The 18,282-nt window shown below is 43.7% G+C and carries 16 protein-coding genes; 8 read left to right on the top strand and 8 right to left on the bottom strand.

What is annotated here, in order from left to right; genetic code table 11:
• Positions 1–158 precede the first annotated feature (158 nt).
• From I1A59_RS02970 to I1A59_RS02985, 4 genes are all read left to right on the top strand, one after another.
• Complete coding sequence (locus I1A59_RS02970) at positions 159–1,226, top strand: site-specific integrase (protein ID WP_196091333.1); 1,068 nt, start codon at positions 159–161, stop codon at positions 1,224–1,226.
• Positions 1,227–1,662: 436 nt separating this feature from the next.
• The gene (locus I1A59_RS02975; protein WP_196091334.1) at positions 1,663–2,007 is read left to right on the top strand and encodes a hypothetical protein; all 345 of its coding nucleotides are present in this window, start codon (positions 1,663–1,665) and stop codon (positions 2,005–2,007) included.
• A gap of 43 nt (positions 2,008–2,050) precedes the next feature.
• Positions 2,051–2,254: a hypothetical protein gene (locus I1A59_RS02980; RefSeq protein ID WP_196091335.1), complete on the top strand. Its 204-nt coding sequence runs from the start codon at positions 2,051–2,053 to the stop codon at positions 2,252–2,254.
• A gap of 74 nt (positions 2,255–2,328) precedes the next feature.
• On the top strand, positions 2,329–3,087 hold the full coding sequence (locus I1A59_RS02985; RefSeq protein WP_196091336.1) for a S1C family serine protease: 759 nt from the start codon (positions 2,329–2,331) through the stop codon (positions 3,085–3,087).
• 45 nt (positions 3,088–3,132) lie between these two features.
• On the opposite strand, the gene I1A59_RS02990 is transcribed toward I1A59_RS02985, so the two are convergent.
• From I1A59_RS02990 to hisS, 5 genes are all read right to left on the bottom strand, one after another.
• Positions 3,133–3,801, bottom strand: a complete 669-nt coding sequence (locus tag I1A59_RS02990) for an NYN domain-containing protein (RefSeq protein WP_196091337.1) — start codon at positions 3,799–3,801, stop codon at positions 3,133–3,135.
• Between the two features lie 154 nt (positions 3,802–3,955).
• The gene (locus I1A59_RS02995) at positions 3,956–4,891 is read right to left on the bottom strand and encodes a YitT family protein (protein ID WP_196091338.1); all 936 of its coding nucleotides are present in this window, start codon (positions 4,889–4,891) and stop codon (positions 3,956–3,958) included.
• Positions 4,878–6,632: an aspartate--tRNA ligase gene (gene aspS, locus I1A59_RS03000; RefSeq protein WP_196091339.1), complete on the bottom strand. Its 1,755-nt coding sequence runs from the start codon at positions 6,630–6,632 to the stop codon at positions 4,878–4,880. The genes I1A59_RS02995 and aspS overlap by 14 nt, the downstream gene beginning before the upstream one ends.
• Before the next feature lie 3 nt (positions 6,633–6,635).
• Positions 6,636–6,839: a hypothetical protein gene (locus tag I1A59_RS03005; protein WP_196091340.1), complete on the bottom strand. Its 204-nt coding sequence runs from the start codon at positions 6,837–6,839 to the stop codon at positions 6,636–6,638.
• A 6-nt stretch (positions 6,840–6,845) separates the two neighbouring features.
• A complete protein-coding gene (hisS, locus tag I1A59_RS03010) occupies positions 6,846–8,126 on the bottom strand; it encodes a histidine--tRNA ligase (protein ID WP_196091341.1) in 1,281 nt (426 codons plus the stop codon).
• Positions 8,127–8,365: 239 nt separating this feature from the next.
• Between hisS and I1A59_RS03015 the strand changes: the two genes are divergently transcribed.
• From I1A59_RS03015 to rpmG, 3 genes are all read left to right on the top strand, one after another.
• Entirely contained in the window at positions 8,366–11,518 is a 3,153-nt protein-coding gene (locus I1A59_RS03015) for an LPXTG cell wall anchor domain-containing protein (RefSeq protein WP_196091342.1), read from the top strand.
• A 304-nt stretch (positions 11,519–11,822) separates the two neighbouring features.
• Entirely contained in the window at positions 11,823–12,005 is a 183-nt protein-coding gene (gene rpmF / locus I1A59_RS03020; RefSeq protein WP_135038419.1) for a 50S ribosomal protein L32, read from the top strand.
• Between the two features lie 18 nt (positions 12,006–12,023).
• Positions 12,024–12,173 (top strand): 50S ribosomal protein L33, encoded by a 150-nt coding sequence (gene rpmG / locus I1A59_RS03025; RefSeq protein ID WP_001265622.1) that lies wholly within the window; start codon positions 12,024–12,026, stop codon positions 12,171–12,173.
• Positions 12,174–12,277: 104 nt separating this feature from the next.
• Here the strand turns inward: rpmG and I1A59_RS03030 are convergent, their stop codons facing one another.
• On the bottom strand, positions 12,278–13,120 hold the full coding sequence (locus I1A59_RS03030) for an alpha/beta hydrolase (RefSeq protein ID WP_196091343.1): 843 nt from the start codon (positions 13,118–13,120) through the stop codon (positions 12,278–12,280).
• Positions 13,121–13,232: 112 nt separating this feature from the next.
• Here I1A59_RS03030 and I1A59_RS03035 point away from each other — a divergent pair, with 112 nt between their 5' ends.
• Positions 13,233–13,973, top strand: coding sequence for a LysR family transcriptional regulator (locus tag I1A59_RS03035; protein ID WP_196091344.1), 741 nt, complete (start codon positions 13,233–13,235; stop codon positions 13,971–13,973).
• Positions 13,974–14,728: 755 nt separating this feature from the next.
• Here the strand turns inward: I1A59_RS03035 and I1A59_RS03040 are convergent.
• Together I1A59_RS03040 and I1A59_RS03045 are read right to left on the bottom strand one after the other, a co-directional pair.
• A complete protein-coding gene (locus I1A59_RS03040) occupies positions 14,729–16,465 on the bottom strand; it encodes an ABC transporter ATP-binding protein (RefSeq protein WP_196091345.1) in 1,737 nt (578 codons plus the stop codon).
• Positions 16,462–18,183 (bottom strand): ABC transporter ATP-binding protein, encoded by a 1,722-nt coding sequence (locus I1A59_RS03045; protein WP_196091346.1) that lies wholly within the window; start codon positions 18,181–18,183, stop codon positions 16,462–16,464. Before I1A59_RS03045 ends, I1A59_RS03040 begins: the two co-directional genes overlap by 4 nt.
• Positions 18,184–18,282 lie beyond the last annotated feature (99 nt).

The raw sequence follows: 18,282 nt of genomic DNA on the forward strand, positions 1-18,282 counted from the left end.
TTACCGGTTTCATAAAGGCTTACGATGGTTTCTTTGAATTCTTTACTATACTTTTGTGACATATGGACTTCTCCTTTGGTTTGAGATAATTCTACCAAATCGTGTCCATGAAATCATACTAACACCACCATTTTAGCAAGAAATGAGGTAAAAGACAAATGGCATCAATTAGAAAACGTCCTAATGGATGGGAATATAGAATATCCTATAAAAGACCTGATGGAACCTTCGCCATTAAATCAAAAGGTGGATTTGCTAATAAAACGTTAGCTAAAGCTGCTGCTGTAAAAGCTGAAAATCAGTTAAACGAAAATCCGTTAACTGACGAAAATGTAACACTCTATAACTTCTCTCAAACCTGGGCAGAAATTTACAAGAAACCTTTTGTGACTGAAAAGACATGGGAAACTTACACAAAAAATCTAAAACATATCCAACATTACTTTGGACCAGCAAAATTAAGAGAAATTACCCCAATTCAATATCAAAAAGTTTTAAATGACTTTGGGAAAAAATTTGCTCAAGAAACTCTCGAGAAATTTCATTATCAGATCAAAGCAGCCGTAAAAGTTGCTGTTCGAGAAAAATTATTAAATTCTAATTTTACAGAAGGGGCTGTAATAAAATCTCAAGTTGCACCTAGGTCTACTAAATCTAAATTCTTAGAAGAAGAGGAATATCTCCATCTAATCAAAGTCACTCGAGAAAATTTCCAATATGTCACCTATCTAACACTGTTTCTAATTGCAGTAACTGGACTTCGTTTCGCAGAAGTAATGGGAATAACCTGGAGTGACATTGATTTCCAATCTGGAATCATTGATATTAATAAGTCCTTTGACTACTCAAATTCCCAAGAATTTGTACCTACAAAAAACAAGCAGTCTATGAGACAAATACCAATCGATACTCGAACTTTAGAGATACTAAGCGAATATCGAGATAAGTATTACAAAGACAATCCCTTAAATAGAGTTTGCTATGGAACTTCTAATTCTTATTCAAACAGACTCCTGAAACAAATTGTTGGACGAAATGTACACAACCATTCTCTAAGACATACTTACGCCTCCTACCTAATTTTAAAAGGTGTAGATCTAATTTCCATATCTCAATTACTTGGTCATGAGAACTTGAATATTACCCTAAAAACCTACGCTCACCAACTAGACAAACTTAGAGATAAGAACAATGAGCAAATTCGAAATATATTTTCTTCGCTTTAATTTTGGTCATATTTTGGTCAAACACCTTCAAAGTCCCTATAAATAAAACACCTTAAATCCGTCTACCGCCTTTAACAACCCCTTTTATCCGAATTTATACTGATGAAAAGCCCGAAAAATCGGGCTTTTTTGATTTTTGAGTGGGATAAATGGGGATAAAGGTGAGAAAGTTGGTGGGCAAATGGTGGGCAAAAGCAAAAAAAATCCCTCTGGAAAATCCAGAGGGAAACAGATCACAACACCTACTTCACTGGCCTATAAAAGCAACTACTTAAATTATAAAAAATTTAACTACCTCTGATTCTAGGAATAGGTGGGACGGGAATTCCCCACCTCTCAGATACCGTTCAACGGTGTGTGTGCTCCCGATATTTTTCTACTTCTATTCCTTACTACTATGATACAACCATCCTTGATTTTTTACTACAAATATTTTATGACAGATATTGAAAGCACCTACAGTCAAAAGAGAATCGATTATAAAAACTTAGGTCTTATCATTTTTAGCTTACTAACCTTACTTAGCTTGTCTGCATGTTCCATCATTATAGAACAAATTTCAAACTTAGCATCTTCAGAATCCTCCAGCACGCAAGAGGGATCTAGCGATAACGAAGGAAAACTCCAAGCATCCAGTAAAAAGAAAAAGGAAGTTTATAAAGCCGGAGATAAAATCACCTTCGACAATATCGCTGAGTTCACTATTACGAAGCTGAGTGGTCAGAAGAAGGTGATCAATACGAAAGCAACCAACCTGAAAGGTTCTCAAAGTACCCTATAATGTAACCAACCTTGGCACAGCAGGGCTATTCCTCGGAACCGGTATGGAGCTCTATGTCGGAAACAAGAAAATGCAGGCTTATTCCATCGGTAACACTTATGTTACGATTTCTGAAGGCAGAAGCTACGATCACGCAGTTGCCAACTTTGCAGTCAGTGGAGATGGCAATATTGAGCTTGAAATCCAACCAAGCTACGATTCCCAAGTTGCAGTCGTCTCTATCGAAATTAACGACGGTAAAGCCTAGACTTCTCTCCTTTGGGGAGTTTTTTTCTTTTAAAAAAACGAATAAAAAAGAAAAAGACCACAAAGGAGCTAATCATGAAGAAACGACTAGTTACCCTGCTCATCGCCCTCTTAAGCTTACTGCTACACGCGCCAATTCTGGCAGAGGCTCGGAAGGAAGTCAGCCCACAGGAAGCCAGTACTTATCCCTTTCATTTGACGCAGGCACTCATCGCGCGGATAGAGTCAGGACAAACTGTCCGAGGTACGGGCACCTACCTCGGTAAAGGTGCCTTCCTCACCGCAGCCCACAATCTCACAGATGAACAGGGGCAGCTACGATCTGGGCAGACCGTTGAAACTTACAATGCTCAAGGGAAAAAGGTCTTCCACACGGGAACCTCTGCCACCCCTTACCACCTGGCCCCGTCTTATAGCGGTTATGAGGATTTAAAAAACGACTTAGCTCTTATCCAAGTTGATTCCAGCCTAGGACTTCCAACGGATAAACAAGAACTCAAGCTGGCTATCTACCACCAGCCTCAAAAACTGTTGGGGAAAACTGTGTCCACCATGGGCTTCTCCAGCCTCACGCGCCAACCTTACACCCAAGCAGCTGGTAAAATCATTCGTGTGGAAGCTGACGGCACCCTGACTGCAGATCTTGGATTGGTGCAGGAAAACTCTGGATCTCCCGTCTTCCTAGATGGTCAAATCATGGGAATTATCACCGCAGTAACCGAAGAATGCCGAGGGCAGAGCATTTGTTACCAAGCTACCATCACGCCTTTAACACAAGACTTGAAAAAGCAAGTCTTGGACAAACTTGGACTAGAAGTCCGAATTGTAAACTAAAGAATTTAAAATCAGCTTCCGTTCGGAAGCTGCTCTTCTCTTTTCTCAATGGCCCAAGTAAGCTGTGTCAATCGTCCGCAGGCCGTCAATGTGGAGGCTGAGATTGTCCTTAATCGGTCCACCTAGAGGATCCAGAATAAAGTCGATACCTTCACGTCGGGCCAGTTTGGCGGCAGGGACGAAGTCACTGTCGCCGGCGATGAGGATAATACGGTCTACTTGCTGTTTATAAGCAAGGGAAGAGATGTCTAAGCCGATTCGGATGTCAGTTCCTTTCTGTTGAAGGTTCAGGCGGAAATCCGACTCTTGAAGATCCTTCGCTGTTCGTTGGCCAGAGAGCAGAGACTGAAGGGCCTCCTCCCGCAAGGTGTAAAGGGGCTTGTTCTCAGATAGCTCCCCCATGCGCAAAGCCACACGCCGCTTGTGGCTCAACTCCATAAAAAATTCTTCGGTCCAGCGTAGTGTGTCACTTCTGCTGTAGTCAATAACCCGATCTCCGAAAGGATTGAGCAGACTGGCCTGGATTGGGGGACAGTCATAGTAGAAAATGCGATAGAGATCGTGCCGCACTTCTGCCTGGTAACAGGATTCTTTAAGATGCCGCGTACAATATTTATACAGGCGTTGGGCTGACTGGGCTGGATCCTCCGAACCAAAGGCCAGATTTGTCCGTTTGCGGTAGTATCCACCATCGACTAAGATTGCTGTTTTCATAGGTCTCCTTTTCTTACCGAGGGAAGGTAGGATGACTGCACCCAACCTTTTCTCGGCAGACTTTATAAAATCTGAGAGTTTTTCCCGCTCCCATATTTTTATTCGAAAAAAATTAAAAAAAGACCTAGCGAAAGATTTTTTCGCCGGTCTACTTTTAATATTCAACAAAACGTCCCAGAACGTGAACATTATCTGCAATGGTCACAAAGGCCTTGGGATCCGTTTCGCGCATAATCCACTTAAATTTATGATATTCCGCTCGGGTAATAATGGTGATCAACACCGCCTTGCGCTCATGCTCGTAAGCCCCCTCAGCATCGTTCAAAATCGTCACTCCACGCTCCAACCTAGCGTGAATTTCCTTGATAACCAGCTCCGGATGGCTGGTGACAATCATGGCCTGCATTTTTCTTTGTTTGGTGAAAACCAAATCGGTCACGCGCGTGGACACGAAGAGGGTCACCAAAGAATAAAAGGCGTAGGGCCAGCCAAAGGAGAGCCCGGCCATGAGAATGATAACCCCGTTAAGGGCCAGCGACAGGTTACCGACCTGCCGACCGGTCCGCTTGCGGATTGTCAGGATTAAGACATCCATACCGCCACTGGAGATATTGGCCCGAAGGGCCAAACCAATCCCCAAGCCCATCAGAACACCCCCAAAAAGGGCGTTGATGATGGGATCTGTGGTCAGAGTCAACTCTGGAATCCACTCTAGGAAGAGGGTCGAGAAACTAACCGTTATGAAGGTGAAAATGGTAAACTTGTGGCCAATCTGATACCAAGCCAGGACCATCAGGGGAATATTGATGGCGTAGTAAATCAAGGCCAGTTGCAGATTGATGCCAAAATGATTGAGTAATTGAGCCTGAATAATCTGAGCCAAACCGGTTGCCCCAGCAGAATAGACATGACCGGGTTGGTAAAAGAGATTGACCGCAATCGCGGACAAGATTCCATACAAGACCGCGGCGGACAATTTCTCGTCATATTTTTCTCGAGAAATACTCTGCAAAAGCTTGATAAAGTGGAAACGCCTGCCTAGTTCATCCAACCAGACCCGAAAAGCACGATAATATTTATTGTCTTTCATCCTCTTGGACCCGTAGACTCAGTTCTTCCAATTGGCTCAAAGCCACTGGACTCGGTGCCTGAGTCATAGGGTCTGTGGCCTTGTTGTTTTTCGGAAAGGCAATGACTTCCCGAATATTGTCTTGGCCAGCTAGCAGCATAACGAAGCGGTCCAAACCGATGGCCAATCCACCATGTGGTGGGAAGCCGTAGTCCATAGCTTCCAATAGGAAGCCAAACTGCTCTTCTGCTTCTTCTTGACTGAATCCAAGAGCTTTAAACATGCGTTCTTGTAAGTCTCGTTGGTTAATCCGAAGGCTTCCGCCTCCCAACTCATAACCATTCAAGACAATATCATAGGCGATCGCCTTAACCTTGCTGAGGTCACCTTCCAATTCGGAAGCCGTATCCATTTGTGGCAGGGTAAACGGATGGTGGGCACTCATGTAACGACCTTCCTCTTCAGACCATTCAAACATTGGCCAGTCCACAACCCAGAGGAAATCGAATCGACTCTCGTCGATAAGTCCTAGCTCTTTTCCTAAGCGCACGCGAAGCGCCCCAAGAGTAGCATTAGCCACTTCCATTTCATCCGCAACAAAGAGAACAAGGTCTTGGGCTCCCAAATTGAGGTGAGCGACCAACTTCTCTTCATGGCTAGTCAAGAATTTCGCAACGGGACCTGTAAGAGCACCGTCAACGTACTTAACCCATGCCAGACCCTTGGCACCGTATTGCTTGGCGACCTCGGTCAACTTATCGATATCTTTCCGAGAGTATTGGTCCGCTGCCCCACGCACCACGATGGCTTTAACAGCTGGTGCTTCAGAGAAAACCTTGAATTCAACATCTGAAACGAGGTCTGTCAAGTCTTCCAGCAGCATCTCAAAACGGGTATCTGGTTTATCGACACCGTAAAGACGCATGGCTTCTTCGTATTTCATGCGAGGGAAAGGTAGGGTCACCTCAATGCCCTTGGTATCCTTCATAACCTTAGCAATCATTCCTTCCACCAAGTCTTGGATTTCTTGATCCGATAGGAAGGACGTCTCTAAGTCGACTTGCGTAAACTCTGGCTGACGGTCTCCACGCAAGTCCTCATCACGGAAACATTTCACGATTTGATAGTAACGGTCAAATCCAGCATTCATCAAGAGCTGCTTGGTGATTTGTGGACTCTGTGGAAGAGCATAGAAATGTCCTTCATGCACCCGGCTTGGGACCAAGTAGTCTCGTGCTCCTTCTGGAGTCGATTTGGCCAAGAAAGGAGTCTCCACATCGATAAACTCATGCTCATCCAAATAGTTGCGAATACTGTGGGTAACCTGCGCACGGAGTTTGAAATTCGCCAACATTTCCGGACGACGTAGGTCAAGGTAACGGTAACGCAAACGCGTATCATCGTTGACCTCAATCCCATCTTTGATTTCGAACGGAGTCGTTTTAGCCGTATTCAAGACGGTCAACTGCTCAACCTGCATCTCCACTTGCCCCGTAGGTAATTGATCATTGGCCTGCTCACGCGCCAAAATCTTCCCGGTCACCTCAATGACATACTCAGATCGCAAACTTTCTGCCGCCTGCATAACAGACGCATCCACCAATTCTGGATTGATCACCAACTGCATCAAGCCTTCGCGGTCACGCAAATCGATAAAAATCAAGCCTCCCAAGTCCCGACGACGACCAACCCAACCTTTTAGGGTCAGTGTCTGACCAATTTGCTCCGAGCGCACACGCCCCGCATACATCGAACGTTCCATCAACTATTCCTCTTTCTCTGTTTGTCTTATTTCATGTAAAATTTCAATGGCTGTACCCGTTACAAAGTAGGCCAGTCCAGCCAAAAAACCGAAAATTGGTGCTAAATAACGGTAAAGGAAATCTCCCCGCACCAAGAAGCAGATACAACCAATCACGAAACCAATCACCACTGCCTGTATACAGGCCCCAAGTAATTTCTTCTTCATGGCCTACTACTCCAAAATCGGCGCCAGAACGCCCCGTGCATCTGCCTCGAGATCAGCCAAGCTAACTTGAATTTGTTCCCGTGTCTGGTTGTCCTTGACCGTCACCTGTCCAGATTCTAACTCAGATTCTCCAAAGGTAATCAAGGCCCGCGCCTGGAATTGACCCGCCGCCTTAAACTGAGCCTTGAGCTTGCGGTTGAGATACTCTCGTTCCGCTGTCAAACCCTGTCGACGCAAAGACTGAACCAAAAGGGTTGCAGCCCGATTCACCTCTGCGCCTAGGGTAGCAACATAGACATCCAAGGCTAGTAAGCCTGGAAGTTCTACCCCTTGCTCGTCAAGCAGCAAAAGCAACCGCTCCACCCCAAGACCAAACCCGAATCCTGGGGTCTCAGGACCACCAAAGTAGGAGACCAAACCGTCGTACCGACCACCGGCACAAACGGTCAAATCGGATCCCTTAACGTCTGTGATAAATTCAAAAATTGTGTGGTTGTAGTAGTCCAAACCACGAACCATTCTCGGATCCATAACATAGTCAATACCCAAGGCATCCAAGAGCTCCCGCACTTGATCCAAGTGTTCCTGGCTCTCCGCATCCAAATAATCCAGAATGGACGGTGCCCCTTCCACAACTGCCTGGTCCGCTTTTTCCTTGGAGTCCAAGACCCGCAACGGATTCTCTTCCAAGCGGCGCTGACTATCTGCGGATAGGGTCTCCTTATGAGGCAAGAGGTAGTCAATCAAAGCTTGACGGTAAGCTGCGCGTGATTCCGGAGTTCCCAAGCTGTTCAAATGCAGACGAATTCCCTGCAGACCAAGTTCTCGGAAAAAATCAGCCGCCATGGCGATGACTTCCACATCCGTTGCAGGATTGCTAGATCCAAATGCTTCCACCCCGATTTGGTGGAACTCCCGCAAGCGTCCCGCTTGCGGCCGCTCATATCGGAACATGGAACCCATGTAAAACAGCTTAACTGGCTTCTGCACCTCTGGCGCAAACAGCTTATTCTCTACATAAGAACGCACTACCGGAGCAGTCCCTTCTGGTCTTAGGGTAATATGTCGGTCTCCCTTGTCATAGAAATCATACATTTCCTTGCTAACAATATCGGTGGTATCTCCAACCGACCGACTAATGACCTCGTAGTGCTCGAAGAGCGGCGTCCGAATTTCTTCAAACCGGTAACGTCCAAAGATTTCCCGAGCTCGGGCTTCCACAAATTGCCATTTTCGAGATTCACCAGGCAAGATGTCCTGCGTTCCCTTTGGTTTCTGTAGTTTCATAATGTTCCTTTTCCTTTAGTTGCATTAGTACAATTTTAGCACAATTCCCACCTCTACGAAAGCCTTATCACCAACTTCGTCAACCTACTTGGGAGTAGACCGACTAGCCTCCCCTAGCTTGATTTGACTCCCAAACAAAACGAACTATTGTGCAAGCATTCGCATAAAACATTCGGATTGTTCTTGGTTTATCCTGATATTTCTGATACAATGAAATCATCAAAAGATAGGAGATCCCCATGGAAAAAAAGGCTGTTTATAAGTATATGTTGCGTGCTTCTCTGCTACTAGCGCCACTTGTGTTATCGACCACGTTGACACAAGGGACTGTCGCGGCAAATGATCAAACTCCTGCAACTGAAAACCTTCCCGCTGACACAAATCAAGTAACTCCAAATCATTCGGATTTATCAGAGGTACCCGCTGAAACCCCAATTGACAACCAACCTGTAGAAACAGTTTCAGCAGATTCCAATAGCTCAACCACACCTCTCGCACAAGCACGAGAGAGCGAAAAAGGACAAGAACTAACCGTCTCTGGTAAAGTCATCAGTAAGGTCAATGCTTGGGGCGGCAATGGCTTCTACATCCAAGACGCGGCTGGCGACGGCCTCTATGTGTATCCTGGTAAAAAACAGGATGTCGCTATGGGAGATACGGTTCAATTAGAGGGAACCTTAGGGGACTTCAATGGAGAACTTCAACTAACCAAGGTTGCTAACCTCACAAAAGTCGCAGATCTTTCGGTTCCAGAACCGACCGTCACAACTGTCGACGGCTTGACAGACAATCTCCAATCAACGCTCGTAACCCTAGAGAATATGACCGTGGGCGCTATCTCTAGTGATAAAAACGGGACCTCCACCTTTAACATCCGTGACGCAGATGGCAAATCCGTCGCAGTTCGGGTCGATAGCCGCACAGGGATTACCAATGCCATTCTAACCAACTTAATCTCTGAAAACGACACCTTCAACATCACAGCGATCTTATCCACCTATCGAGGCAAAAATCAACTAAAACCATTCTTGGAAAATCAGTTTGAAGTTGTCAAAAAAGGCACGGCAGCTCCACCAGAAGAAGCATTCGTAACGGTTGGACAAATCCAGGGAGAGAGCCACACCTCTCCTCTTGAAAATCAAACGGTCACCGTGAAAAATGTGGTGGTCACTTACATTGCCAACAAAAACCACTTCTACATTCAAGACTTGACACCCGATGGCAACCCAAAAACATCTGACGGCGTTAACGTTTTCCAAACCAATCACCAAGTTGCCCTTGGCGACATCCTAACCGTAACAGGGAAAGTCGTTGAATATCTCGGAACTGGCTACAGCGACAAGGCAGCAACAGATTTGACCACAACCCAGATTGCAGCGACTTCCATTGTAAAAGAAGGCAAAACCGATGTCCCCGCTCCGATCATCCTCGGTGTTGACCGCATCGCTCCTACGAAAATTATCAAAGATGATTCCTTCACCTCCTTCGATCCAGATACAAATGGCCTTGATTTCTGGGAGTCCTTAGAAGGTATGGTTGTGGGAATTGACAATGCTAAGGTTCTTGGCCCACAATCTTATAAAGAAGTCTATGTCGTTCCAGGAACTTATACAGGACCAACCAATAAGTTCGGTGGCTTAACCCTTGAAGCCGATAACGCCCATCCCGAAAAAATCGCCGTCCTTTTCGATAAAAATGTCGTTACAAAAACAGGCGACTCCTTCCAAGGACGGATTTACGGTCCGATTTCCTATGGCTATACCAATTATAAATTACTAGCTACCGTTGCCAACTCTCCAGCAGTTACAGACGGCGGTGTCCAACCTGAAATCACAACAATTGTCAAAGACCCCAACAAACTCACCATCGCCTCTTATAACATTGAAAATTTCTCAGCCAATAACAAAACAACCAGCAATGCCAAAGTTAGACGCATTGCCAAATCTTTTGTCAATGACTTGAAATCTCCAGACATCATCACCCTTATTGAAGTCCAAGACAACAACGGGACAACCGATGATGGGACCGTCGATGCCAGCCAAAGCGCTCGCCGACTAATTGAAGCCATCAAAGCTGAAGGCGGCCCTACCTATCAATACATTGACATTGAACCTGAAAATAATATGGACGGTGGTGCTCCTGGTTCCAATATCCGTACAGGATTCCTTTACAATGCCGATCGTGTCTCTTTATCGGATAAACCAAAAGGAGATGCAACTACGCCCGCAGCTTGGGAAAACGGCGAATTAAAACACAGCATCGCCCGCATCGATCCAACCAATACAGCTTGGAAAAACTCACGGAAACCAATTATCGCAGAGTTTAACTTCAAGGGACAAAAAATAAACGTCGTTGCCGTCCATCTCAACTCAAAACGAGGAGATAATGGACTCTTCGGTAAGGTTCAACCAGTCAGCTTCAAATCTGAAACACAACGCCATCAAATGGCTACCATTATCAATCAATTTATCTCCCAAGGAATGGCGCAAAACAACGATCTAAACGTCGCTATACTAGGAGACTACAACGACTACGAGTTTACCAAGACACTGGACATCATCTCAGGAGACATCATGTCCAACCTAGTAAGCCGCCACGACCTATCCGATCGCTTCTCCTACTTCTACCAAGGAAACAACCAGTCCCTGGATAACGTTGTTATCTCAAATAACCTCCTCGACCGCTACGAGTTTGACATGGTCCACGTGAACTCCATCTTCATGGAAGAACACGGACGTGCTTCCGACCACGACCCACTACTCCTTCAACTAGACCTACGCTCCAAAAAACATGGAGAAGGAACCATCACCGAAGAACTTCCTAAATTCGACCTAGATGCCCTCAAACAAAAACAGCATGGAGAAGGAACCGTCACAGAAGAACTTCCTAAATTCGACCTGGATACCCTCAAACAAAAACAGCATGGAGAAGGAACCGTCACAGAAGAACTTCCTAAATTCGACCTAGATGCCCTCAAACAAAAACAGCATGGGAAAGGAACCATCACAGAAGAACTTCCTAAATTCGACCTAGATGCCCTCAAACAAAAACAGCATGGGAAAGGAACCGTCACAGAAGAGCTTCCTAAATTCGACTTGGATCAACTAAAACAAGGAGATAAGAAGGAAGGGGAGTCTAACGGAAACAATCCAACCCTACCAGTCCTTACCCGCCCATCAAAGAAAATTACAAATCGAACCATTCCATCTCAGTGGAACTCTGTAGAGTCACTGTCAAAAGCTGAGAAAGCGATCCCTGACTGGAAGAATGAAACCACTAAACAAGAAAACTTGCCAAACACCTCTAGCCAAAGCTCCGTAATGATGACAAGCATGGGACTTGGTTTGTTGGCAACCCTTGGAATTGTTAAATCCAAACGCCGCAAAGGCTAAGGCTACTGTAGTCTGTTAGTTTGCTTTTAGTACAAGGCAGCGAGTCGCAGGCAATACTGAAGCACGACAAGACGAGCTAACATAGTAATAAAAGATAAACTAAAAGAGTATATCTGAAACAGCTACAGGCTGCTCACTCAATAGGAGCAGCCTTGTGGTTTCTTGTTGATTTTCCCTTTCAGGATTAGGGGTTCCTGTTTTTTTTGAAAAAAGTTGTCAAGTAACTTTACTTTACAATTCATTTGTGTTATTCTTTTAAAGTTGACGGATCGTCAAAGAATATTCTATTGGAGGAAACAAAGAAATGGCAGTACCTGCACGTCGCACATCAAAAGCGAAGAAAAACAAACGTCGTACACACTACAAATTGACAGCACCATCTGTTCAATTCGATGCTACAACTGGTGACTACTCACGTTCACACCGTGTATCTCTTAAAGGATACTACAAAGGACGTAAGATCGCTAAAGCTCAAGCAGCTGAATAAGAATAGAAGGGAGCACTCATGCGCGTAAATATCACACTTGAACACAAAGAATCTGGTGAACGCTTGTACCTTACTTCTAAAAACAAACGCAACACACCAGACCGTCTTCAATTGAAAAAATACTCACCAAAATTGCGTAAACACGTCGTGTTTACCGAGGTGAAATAATTGGGATTAGAAAAGCCTATGAAATTAATATTTCTAGGCTTTTTCTGTTGCCCTAAAGACAGTTTTATCAGGTTGATTTTAGACTGCAGTATCTCTAAGGCAACCTATTCTTTAAAATAATCTAAAATGAGGTTGGCAATTTCTTTGGCATGAGTTTCAAGAACAAAATGTCCTCCATCTAATAATTCAATTCGACTATTAGGATTATCTTTAGCAAATGCAAGTGCCCCTTGATAAACAAAACTTGGGTCATTCTTTCCCCAAGCTGCTAATAGCTTCGGTTGATATTTTTTGAGATAAGCCTGAAATTTTGGATAGAGTGCAACGTTTGATTGATAATCAAAAATCAAGTCAGATTGTCTTTCAGCATAGCCTTCAGATTGTGAATAATAGATATCCAACAAATACCCATCTGGAGATAACTTACGGATGTCTTCACCACCAGAGTATTGACCAATAATGGTTTGTGGAGCAAACGCACTTTGGTACTCCTTTCTTAGTTCAGGTGTCGGATTTCTCCAATACTCTGCTCGAGCTTCCCATTTTTTCCCTAAGCCTTCTTCATAAACATTCCCATTTTGACTAACAATCCCCAAAATGCGTTCTGGGTACTTACTTGCAATTCTAAAACCAATAGGAGCTCCATAATCAAATACATAAAGATAAAATTTCTCAATGCCTAGAGCAGATAATAAACCTTCAACATAAGCTGTTAAATTATCAAAAGTATAATCAAAAGTAGCATGATCAGGAGCCTCGGACTGTCCAAAACCGATTAAATCAGGAGCAATGAGATGGAAATCCTTCTCCAATAGTGGCATTAATTCGCGGAATTGGTGACTAGCTGATGGGAAACCATGTAACAACAAGAACACTGGTTTATCAGCTTGTCCAGCTTCACGATAAAAGACTTCCAAACCATTTACCCTTATTTTATTATATTTCATTTTTCTTACCTCACTTCCAATTTATTGTTATTATACCACCCCAAAAATTTCTTTCCTATTATCAATGTATGATATACTTATCACAAATAATGATATCCCTGAAGGTTATTCTATGCAAATTCAAGACTTAAATATTTATAAAACAATTTATGAACTTAATTCTATCAATAAAGCTGCACAAAAACTAGGTTATGCGCAATCCAATGTTACTACTCGCTTAAAAACGATAGAGCAAGAATTTAATACATCATTCTTCAAAAGAAGTTACAAGGGCGTAACCCCAACTGAAAGCGGTAGAGCCTTTTATGAATACGCTTGTGAGGTCTTAGATTTAACACAGACTATCACAGAAAAACTAGATTCTAATAAAAAAAAGAAGTCAGTCAAGACGACCGAAATTCTCTTTCAATATATTGTCGAAGAAATGAATGATTATTCATTAACCGACAATCAATTTATTATCACAAAATCCAGTACGATCATTAAAGATACAAATCCCACTGAGGATATTATCACTTCTTACTATCTAATAAATCATAAAAGTTATTCACTTACTCAAATCGGAAACCTTCTAATAACGCCAGTCGCAAAACAAGGAACAGATGTAACTCAGTTACCAGTACTAGTAAACAGTGACGAAGCATGCCCATTCCGGAAAAAGACTATGGAAACAATCCCTAAAAACACTGAAATTATAGAGATTGATTCCTTTGTAAATATTATACAATTAGTCGAAAATGGACAAGGGTTTGCTTTATTACCAAATTTCCTAGCTAGAAAGCATAACTTTTTGAGCATTAACGATAAAACCTATCAAATTCCTTTTTATACATTTGAAAAAGATAGTATCTAATAGCATCAATTGTTTTTGAAGTTCTCTTCTTCCCAAGCTTTTCGACAGCTCCTCTCATAATCTCTTTTTGCTTCTGAATCACATGGAAATAGACAGGTTTAATCTCCTTGCAATCCTCCGAGTATCTGACAAACTATCGGATGGTGGGAAGATCGATACCTTCACCCGCTATAATAGAGATAGAGCTATAGCGGAACTCGTGAGGAACAATCTAATACTCATTACATTTCAAAATCTGAATGTGCTAATCCTCTTCGCCGAACGTATTGATTGCGTGCTTTGCACGCCTTATTGATAAGATTCAACAGGTCTCCCAGACCTGTTGAACTGTCTTCATCGGATTGATGGTAAGCGAAGCTTGCTTCATTACCTATAAATTTTAATCCAATTCCTGGATTAAAGTTCGTTTCAGATTTCGAACTGTTTCGAGTATAAATCGGTCTGTCAGTGTCTAGAAAGCTATCAGCGCTTTACTATACATAATAAAAATCCTACTTTCGGAAACAGTACTTTCTATGTTGGTACTGTCTACTCAAGTAGGACTATATCAGTAGGACACTATCAAGACGGTGTTTTTTCTTGTCCCCAAAAAGTTTGCAAGAATCTTCAGTATCTGAGAGCCGATATAGTCTTTTAGTTTACTTTTAGTACAAGGCAGCGAGTCGTAGACAGTACTGAAGTACGGCAAGACGATCTAACACAGTAACAAAAGATAAACTAAAAGACTATAGAAGTTTAAAGCAAGAGAAAGAATCTTACACCTGATAGCTTCTCTGCATGCGGGAATACAAACCTCCTACCTGCATGAGCTCTTGGTGATTGCCCTGCTCCACGATGTTGCCATCCTGCATGACAAGAATCAGGTCTGCAGACTGGATGGTCGATAGGCGATGGGCAATGACAAAGGAGGTTCGTCCTTGCATCAGTTCATCGAAAGCAGATTGAATGAGTACCTCGGTCCGGGTATCAATGGATGAAGTTGCTTCATCTAAGATTAGAACCTTTGGCAATTTCATAAAGAGGCGGGCAATGGATAGGAGTTGTTGCTGACCAATGGACAAGCCGCCTCCATCATCTGTCAGATAAGTATCATACCCTTTAGGCAGCTGCATAATAAAATGGTGGGCATGAGCTTTTTTGGCAGCTTCTACTACTTGATCTAGGCTAGCATCTGGCTTTGCGTAGGCAATATTTTCAAAAATAGTTCCCGCCTTAAGCCAGGTTTCCTGTAGGACCATACCAAACTCATTTCGCAAAACTTGGGGAGCTATCTGGCTTATCGGAATCTGATCTATCCGGATTTCGCCCCTATTAACTGGATAAAAGCCCATCAAGAGGTTAATGAGAGTGGATTTACCTGCACCAGTTGGACCGACAATCGCAACTCGTTGGCCTGCCTCAACTTGGAGGTTAAAGTTTTCAATCAAGGATTGACTGGGAGCATAAGAGAAAGAAACCTGATCAAAGGTCACCTGCCCCACAAACTCACTAGAGTCTTGCCGGACCCCTTCCTCCACCGGCGGCATTTCTTCCAATTCCAAGAGGTTGAAAATACGGTCAGCAGAAGCTAGAGCGCCTTGGATTTCGGTTAAGACAGAGGAGATGTCATTAAAAGGTTTGGAATATTGAGTCGCAAAATTCAAGAAAGTAGTCAACTCTCCTATGGAAAAACTTCCTGCTATAATGCGTATAGCCCCGATATAGGTCACAGCCGCATAAATCATCGCATTAATAAAACGAGTTGTAGGATTGGTTAGCGAGGAGAAGAACATCGCTCCCTGTGACTTGGTGGCGTAGTCTTCATTACTGCGCTCAAAAGCTGAAATAACTTGATTTTGTGCATTGAAGGCGCGCAAGACCTCTATTTGCTGGATCGATTCCTCCACCAATCCCAACTGATCGGCCCGCGCCTCAGCTTGATCTCGGAATCTCAAATAAGAGTGCTTGGCAATGAAGCGCGCAAACAAAATTGAGAGAGGTGTTAAAGCCACCACTAAAATCATCATCTGCCAATCCAAAGATGCCATGGTCACGATGGTTAGAAGGATGGTCAAAATTCCCATAATGAATTGGTTGAAAATTAAGAGGAGGCCATCACCTACGATTTCTACATCATTCACTAAAGGACTAACCAAATCACCACCGGACATCTGGTCAATAGTCCCGATTGACAGACGATTGAATTTCCTAATCAAATCATTGCGTAGCTGTCGCGTCACCTCTAGAACCATCTGATTATAAAGACGAGGGGTCATGAATTGAAAAAGAACATTCATCCCAATCAGAACCAGCATCTGAATTAAAATCCATCCAAGTTGATTAACATTAACTTGGTTAGGTCCAATCACAACGTTAACGGCTCGGCCAATGAAAACGGGAATCGCAATCGTCACCAGAACTTGTAAAAGAGATAAAAGAAGAACACCCGCCAACTGCCAAGGAAAGCTTAAAAACCGAGCAAATAGTTTACTAGCACTCGCTGATCTTCTCATTTCACCACCTCCTTCACTTCTTGGGATTCATGGATTTCTCGATAGACCTCACTGGTCTCAAGCAGCATCTCATGTCGACCATAGCCAACTTGTTGCCCTTCTTCCAAAACCAAAATCTGATCTGCCTCTTTCACCGATCCTGTTCTTTGGGAAACCATCACAATCGTTTTCTGACGATAGTGGGTCTTGAGGGCTTTTTGGAACTCGGACTCTGTCAGATAATCCAAAGCTGATGTAGAATCATCAAAAATGTAAATTTCTGCTGGTTTTAAAAGAGCTCTGGCTAAGGTCAAACGTTGGCGCTGACCTCCCGAAAAGTTTCTTCCAAAGGTCGCTACTGGAGTATCCAACCCTGCCTTCTCCCTGATAAAGGAAGCTGCCTGGGCCACTTCTAATGCCTGCCACATCTCTTCATCACTGGCCTGAGGATTTGCCAAGAGAAGATTGGACCTAACCGTCCCCTTGAAAAGACTAGCCTTTTGAGGGACCAGACTCAGCCCTTGCCTCCATTCTTTGCGGGACCCTACCTTCAAGCGATGGGAATTCAATCGCAAACGGCCCCCAGTCGGGTCGTAATTTTTCATCAATAAGGACATCAAGACCGACTTGCCCGAGCCCGTAGATCCAATAACTCCAAGGAAACTCCCACTCTTCAGTGCAAAATTCAGATGGCTCAAGACAGGCTCCGCCTTCTCATCAAAGGCAAAGAACAAATTTTGAGCTTCTATCAAATTGTCCTCCTGCTCCACAGGCAAAAAGTCAAATGTCTCTTCCTCCTCTTCAAGGGCGAGTACCTGAGCAATACGACTGGCTGAAGTATAGGTGCGAGTCATGGTTGAAACCACCATCGCTAACTTGACCAACTCCACCAAGATGGACAACAGGTAATTCACTAGAGCCACCAATTCTCCCTGTTTTAAGAGCCCTGAATCGACCCAACCACCACCTTGCCACAAAATTAAAATCAAGGACAGGTTAACAATCGCGTAGGTCAAGGGATTGGATAAAACGGAGACATTATTCGCTTGCAAATTGGTCTGGTAGAGGGACTGATTGGCCTCTACAAATTCCGTTTCCTCGTCTGCCTGCCGACCAAAGGCCCGAATAACCCGTACCCCTTTAACCTGTTGACGTGCCAAAAGTACTAACCGATCTAAACGTTCACGAGCCAGGGTAAACCTAGGATTGGATAAACGGACGACAAACCCTACCGCAAAAAAGAGAGCGACAATCATCCCCAAGAAAATCCAGGTTACCCGCGGAGAAATCGTCAGAGCCATCACAAAAGCACCAAATACAATAAAAGGCGACCGCAAAAATAAACGGAAGAAAATATTCAGCCCCGTTTGAACCTGGAGACTATCAGCCGTTATTCGGTTTACCAAAGAAGAAGGAGATTGATTCTGAATCTCACGCGCATCCAAATTCACAATCTTGGCAAATAAATCTTGATTCATTTGCTTGGTAAAACCAACAGCGGCCTTGGCAGATAAATACTGAGCACTATCCGCAAATACCAAGCCCAAAAAGGCAAAGGCAAACATCCGGGCAATCCCAGCCAAAACCTGCCCCTGCTGGCCTGAAGGAATCGCCTGATCAATAATAGAGGCCACAATCATAGGGACCGCTAACTCCAACAAGGCCTCAATCAATTTAAACAAAGGCGCTAGAATAGAAGGCCCGTAATACCCCTTAAAATAGTTGAGTAATCTGTACATAGAGTTCCACCTTACACATTCACTAACCCCTATTTTATCACGATAGATCAAGGAAACGAATTCCACCTGAAATTTTTGCAAGAAAAAAGTAAGCTAGAA

Source organism: Streptococcus sp. NLN76 (genome assembly GCF_015686645.1).
Lineage (GTDB): Bacteria > Bacillota > Bacilli > Lactobacillales > Streptococcaceae > Streptococcus.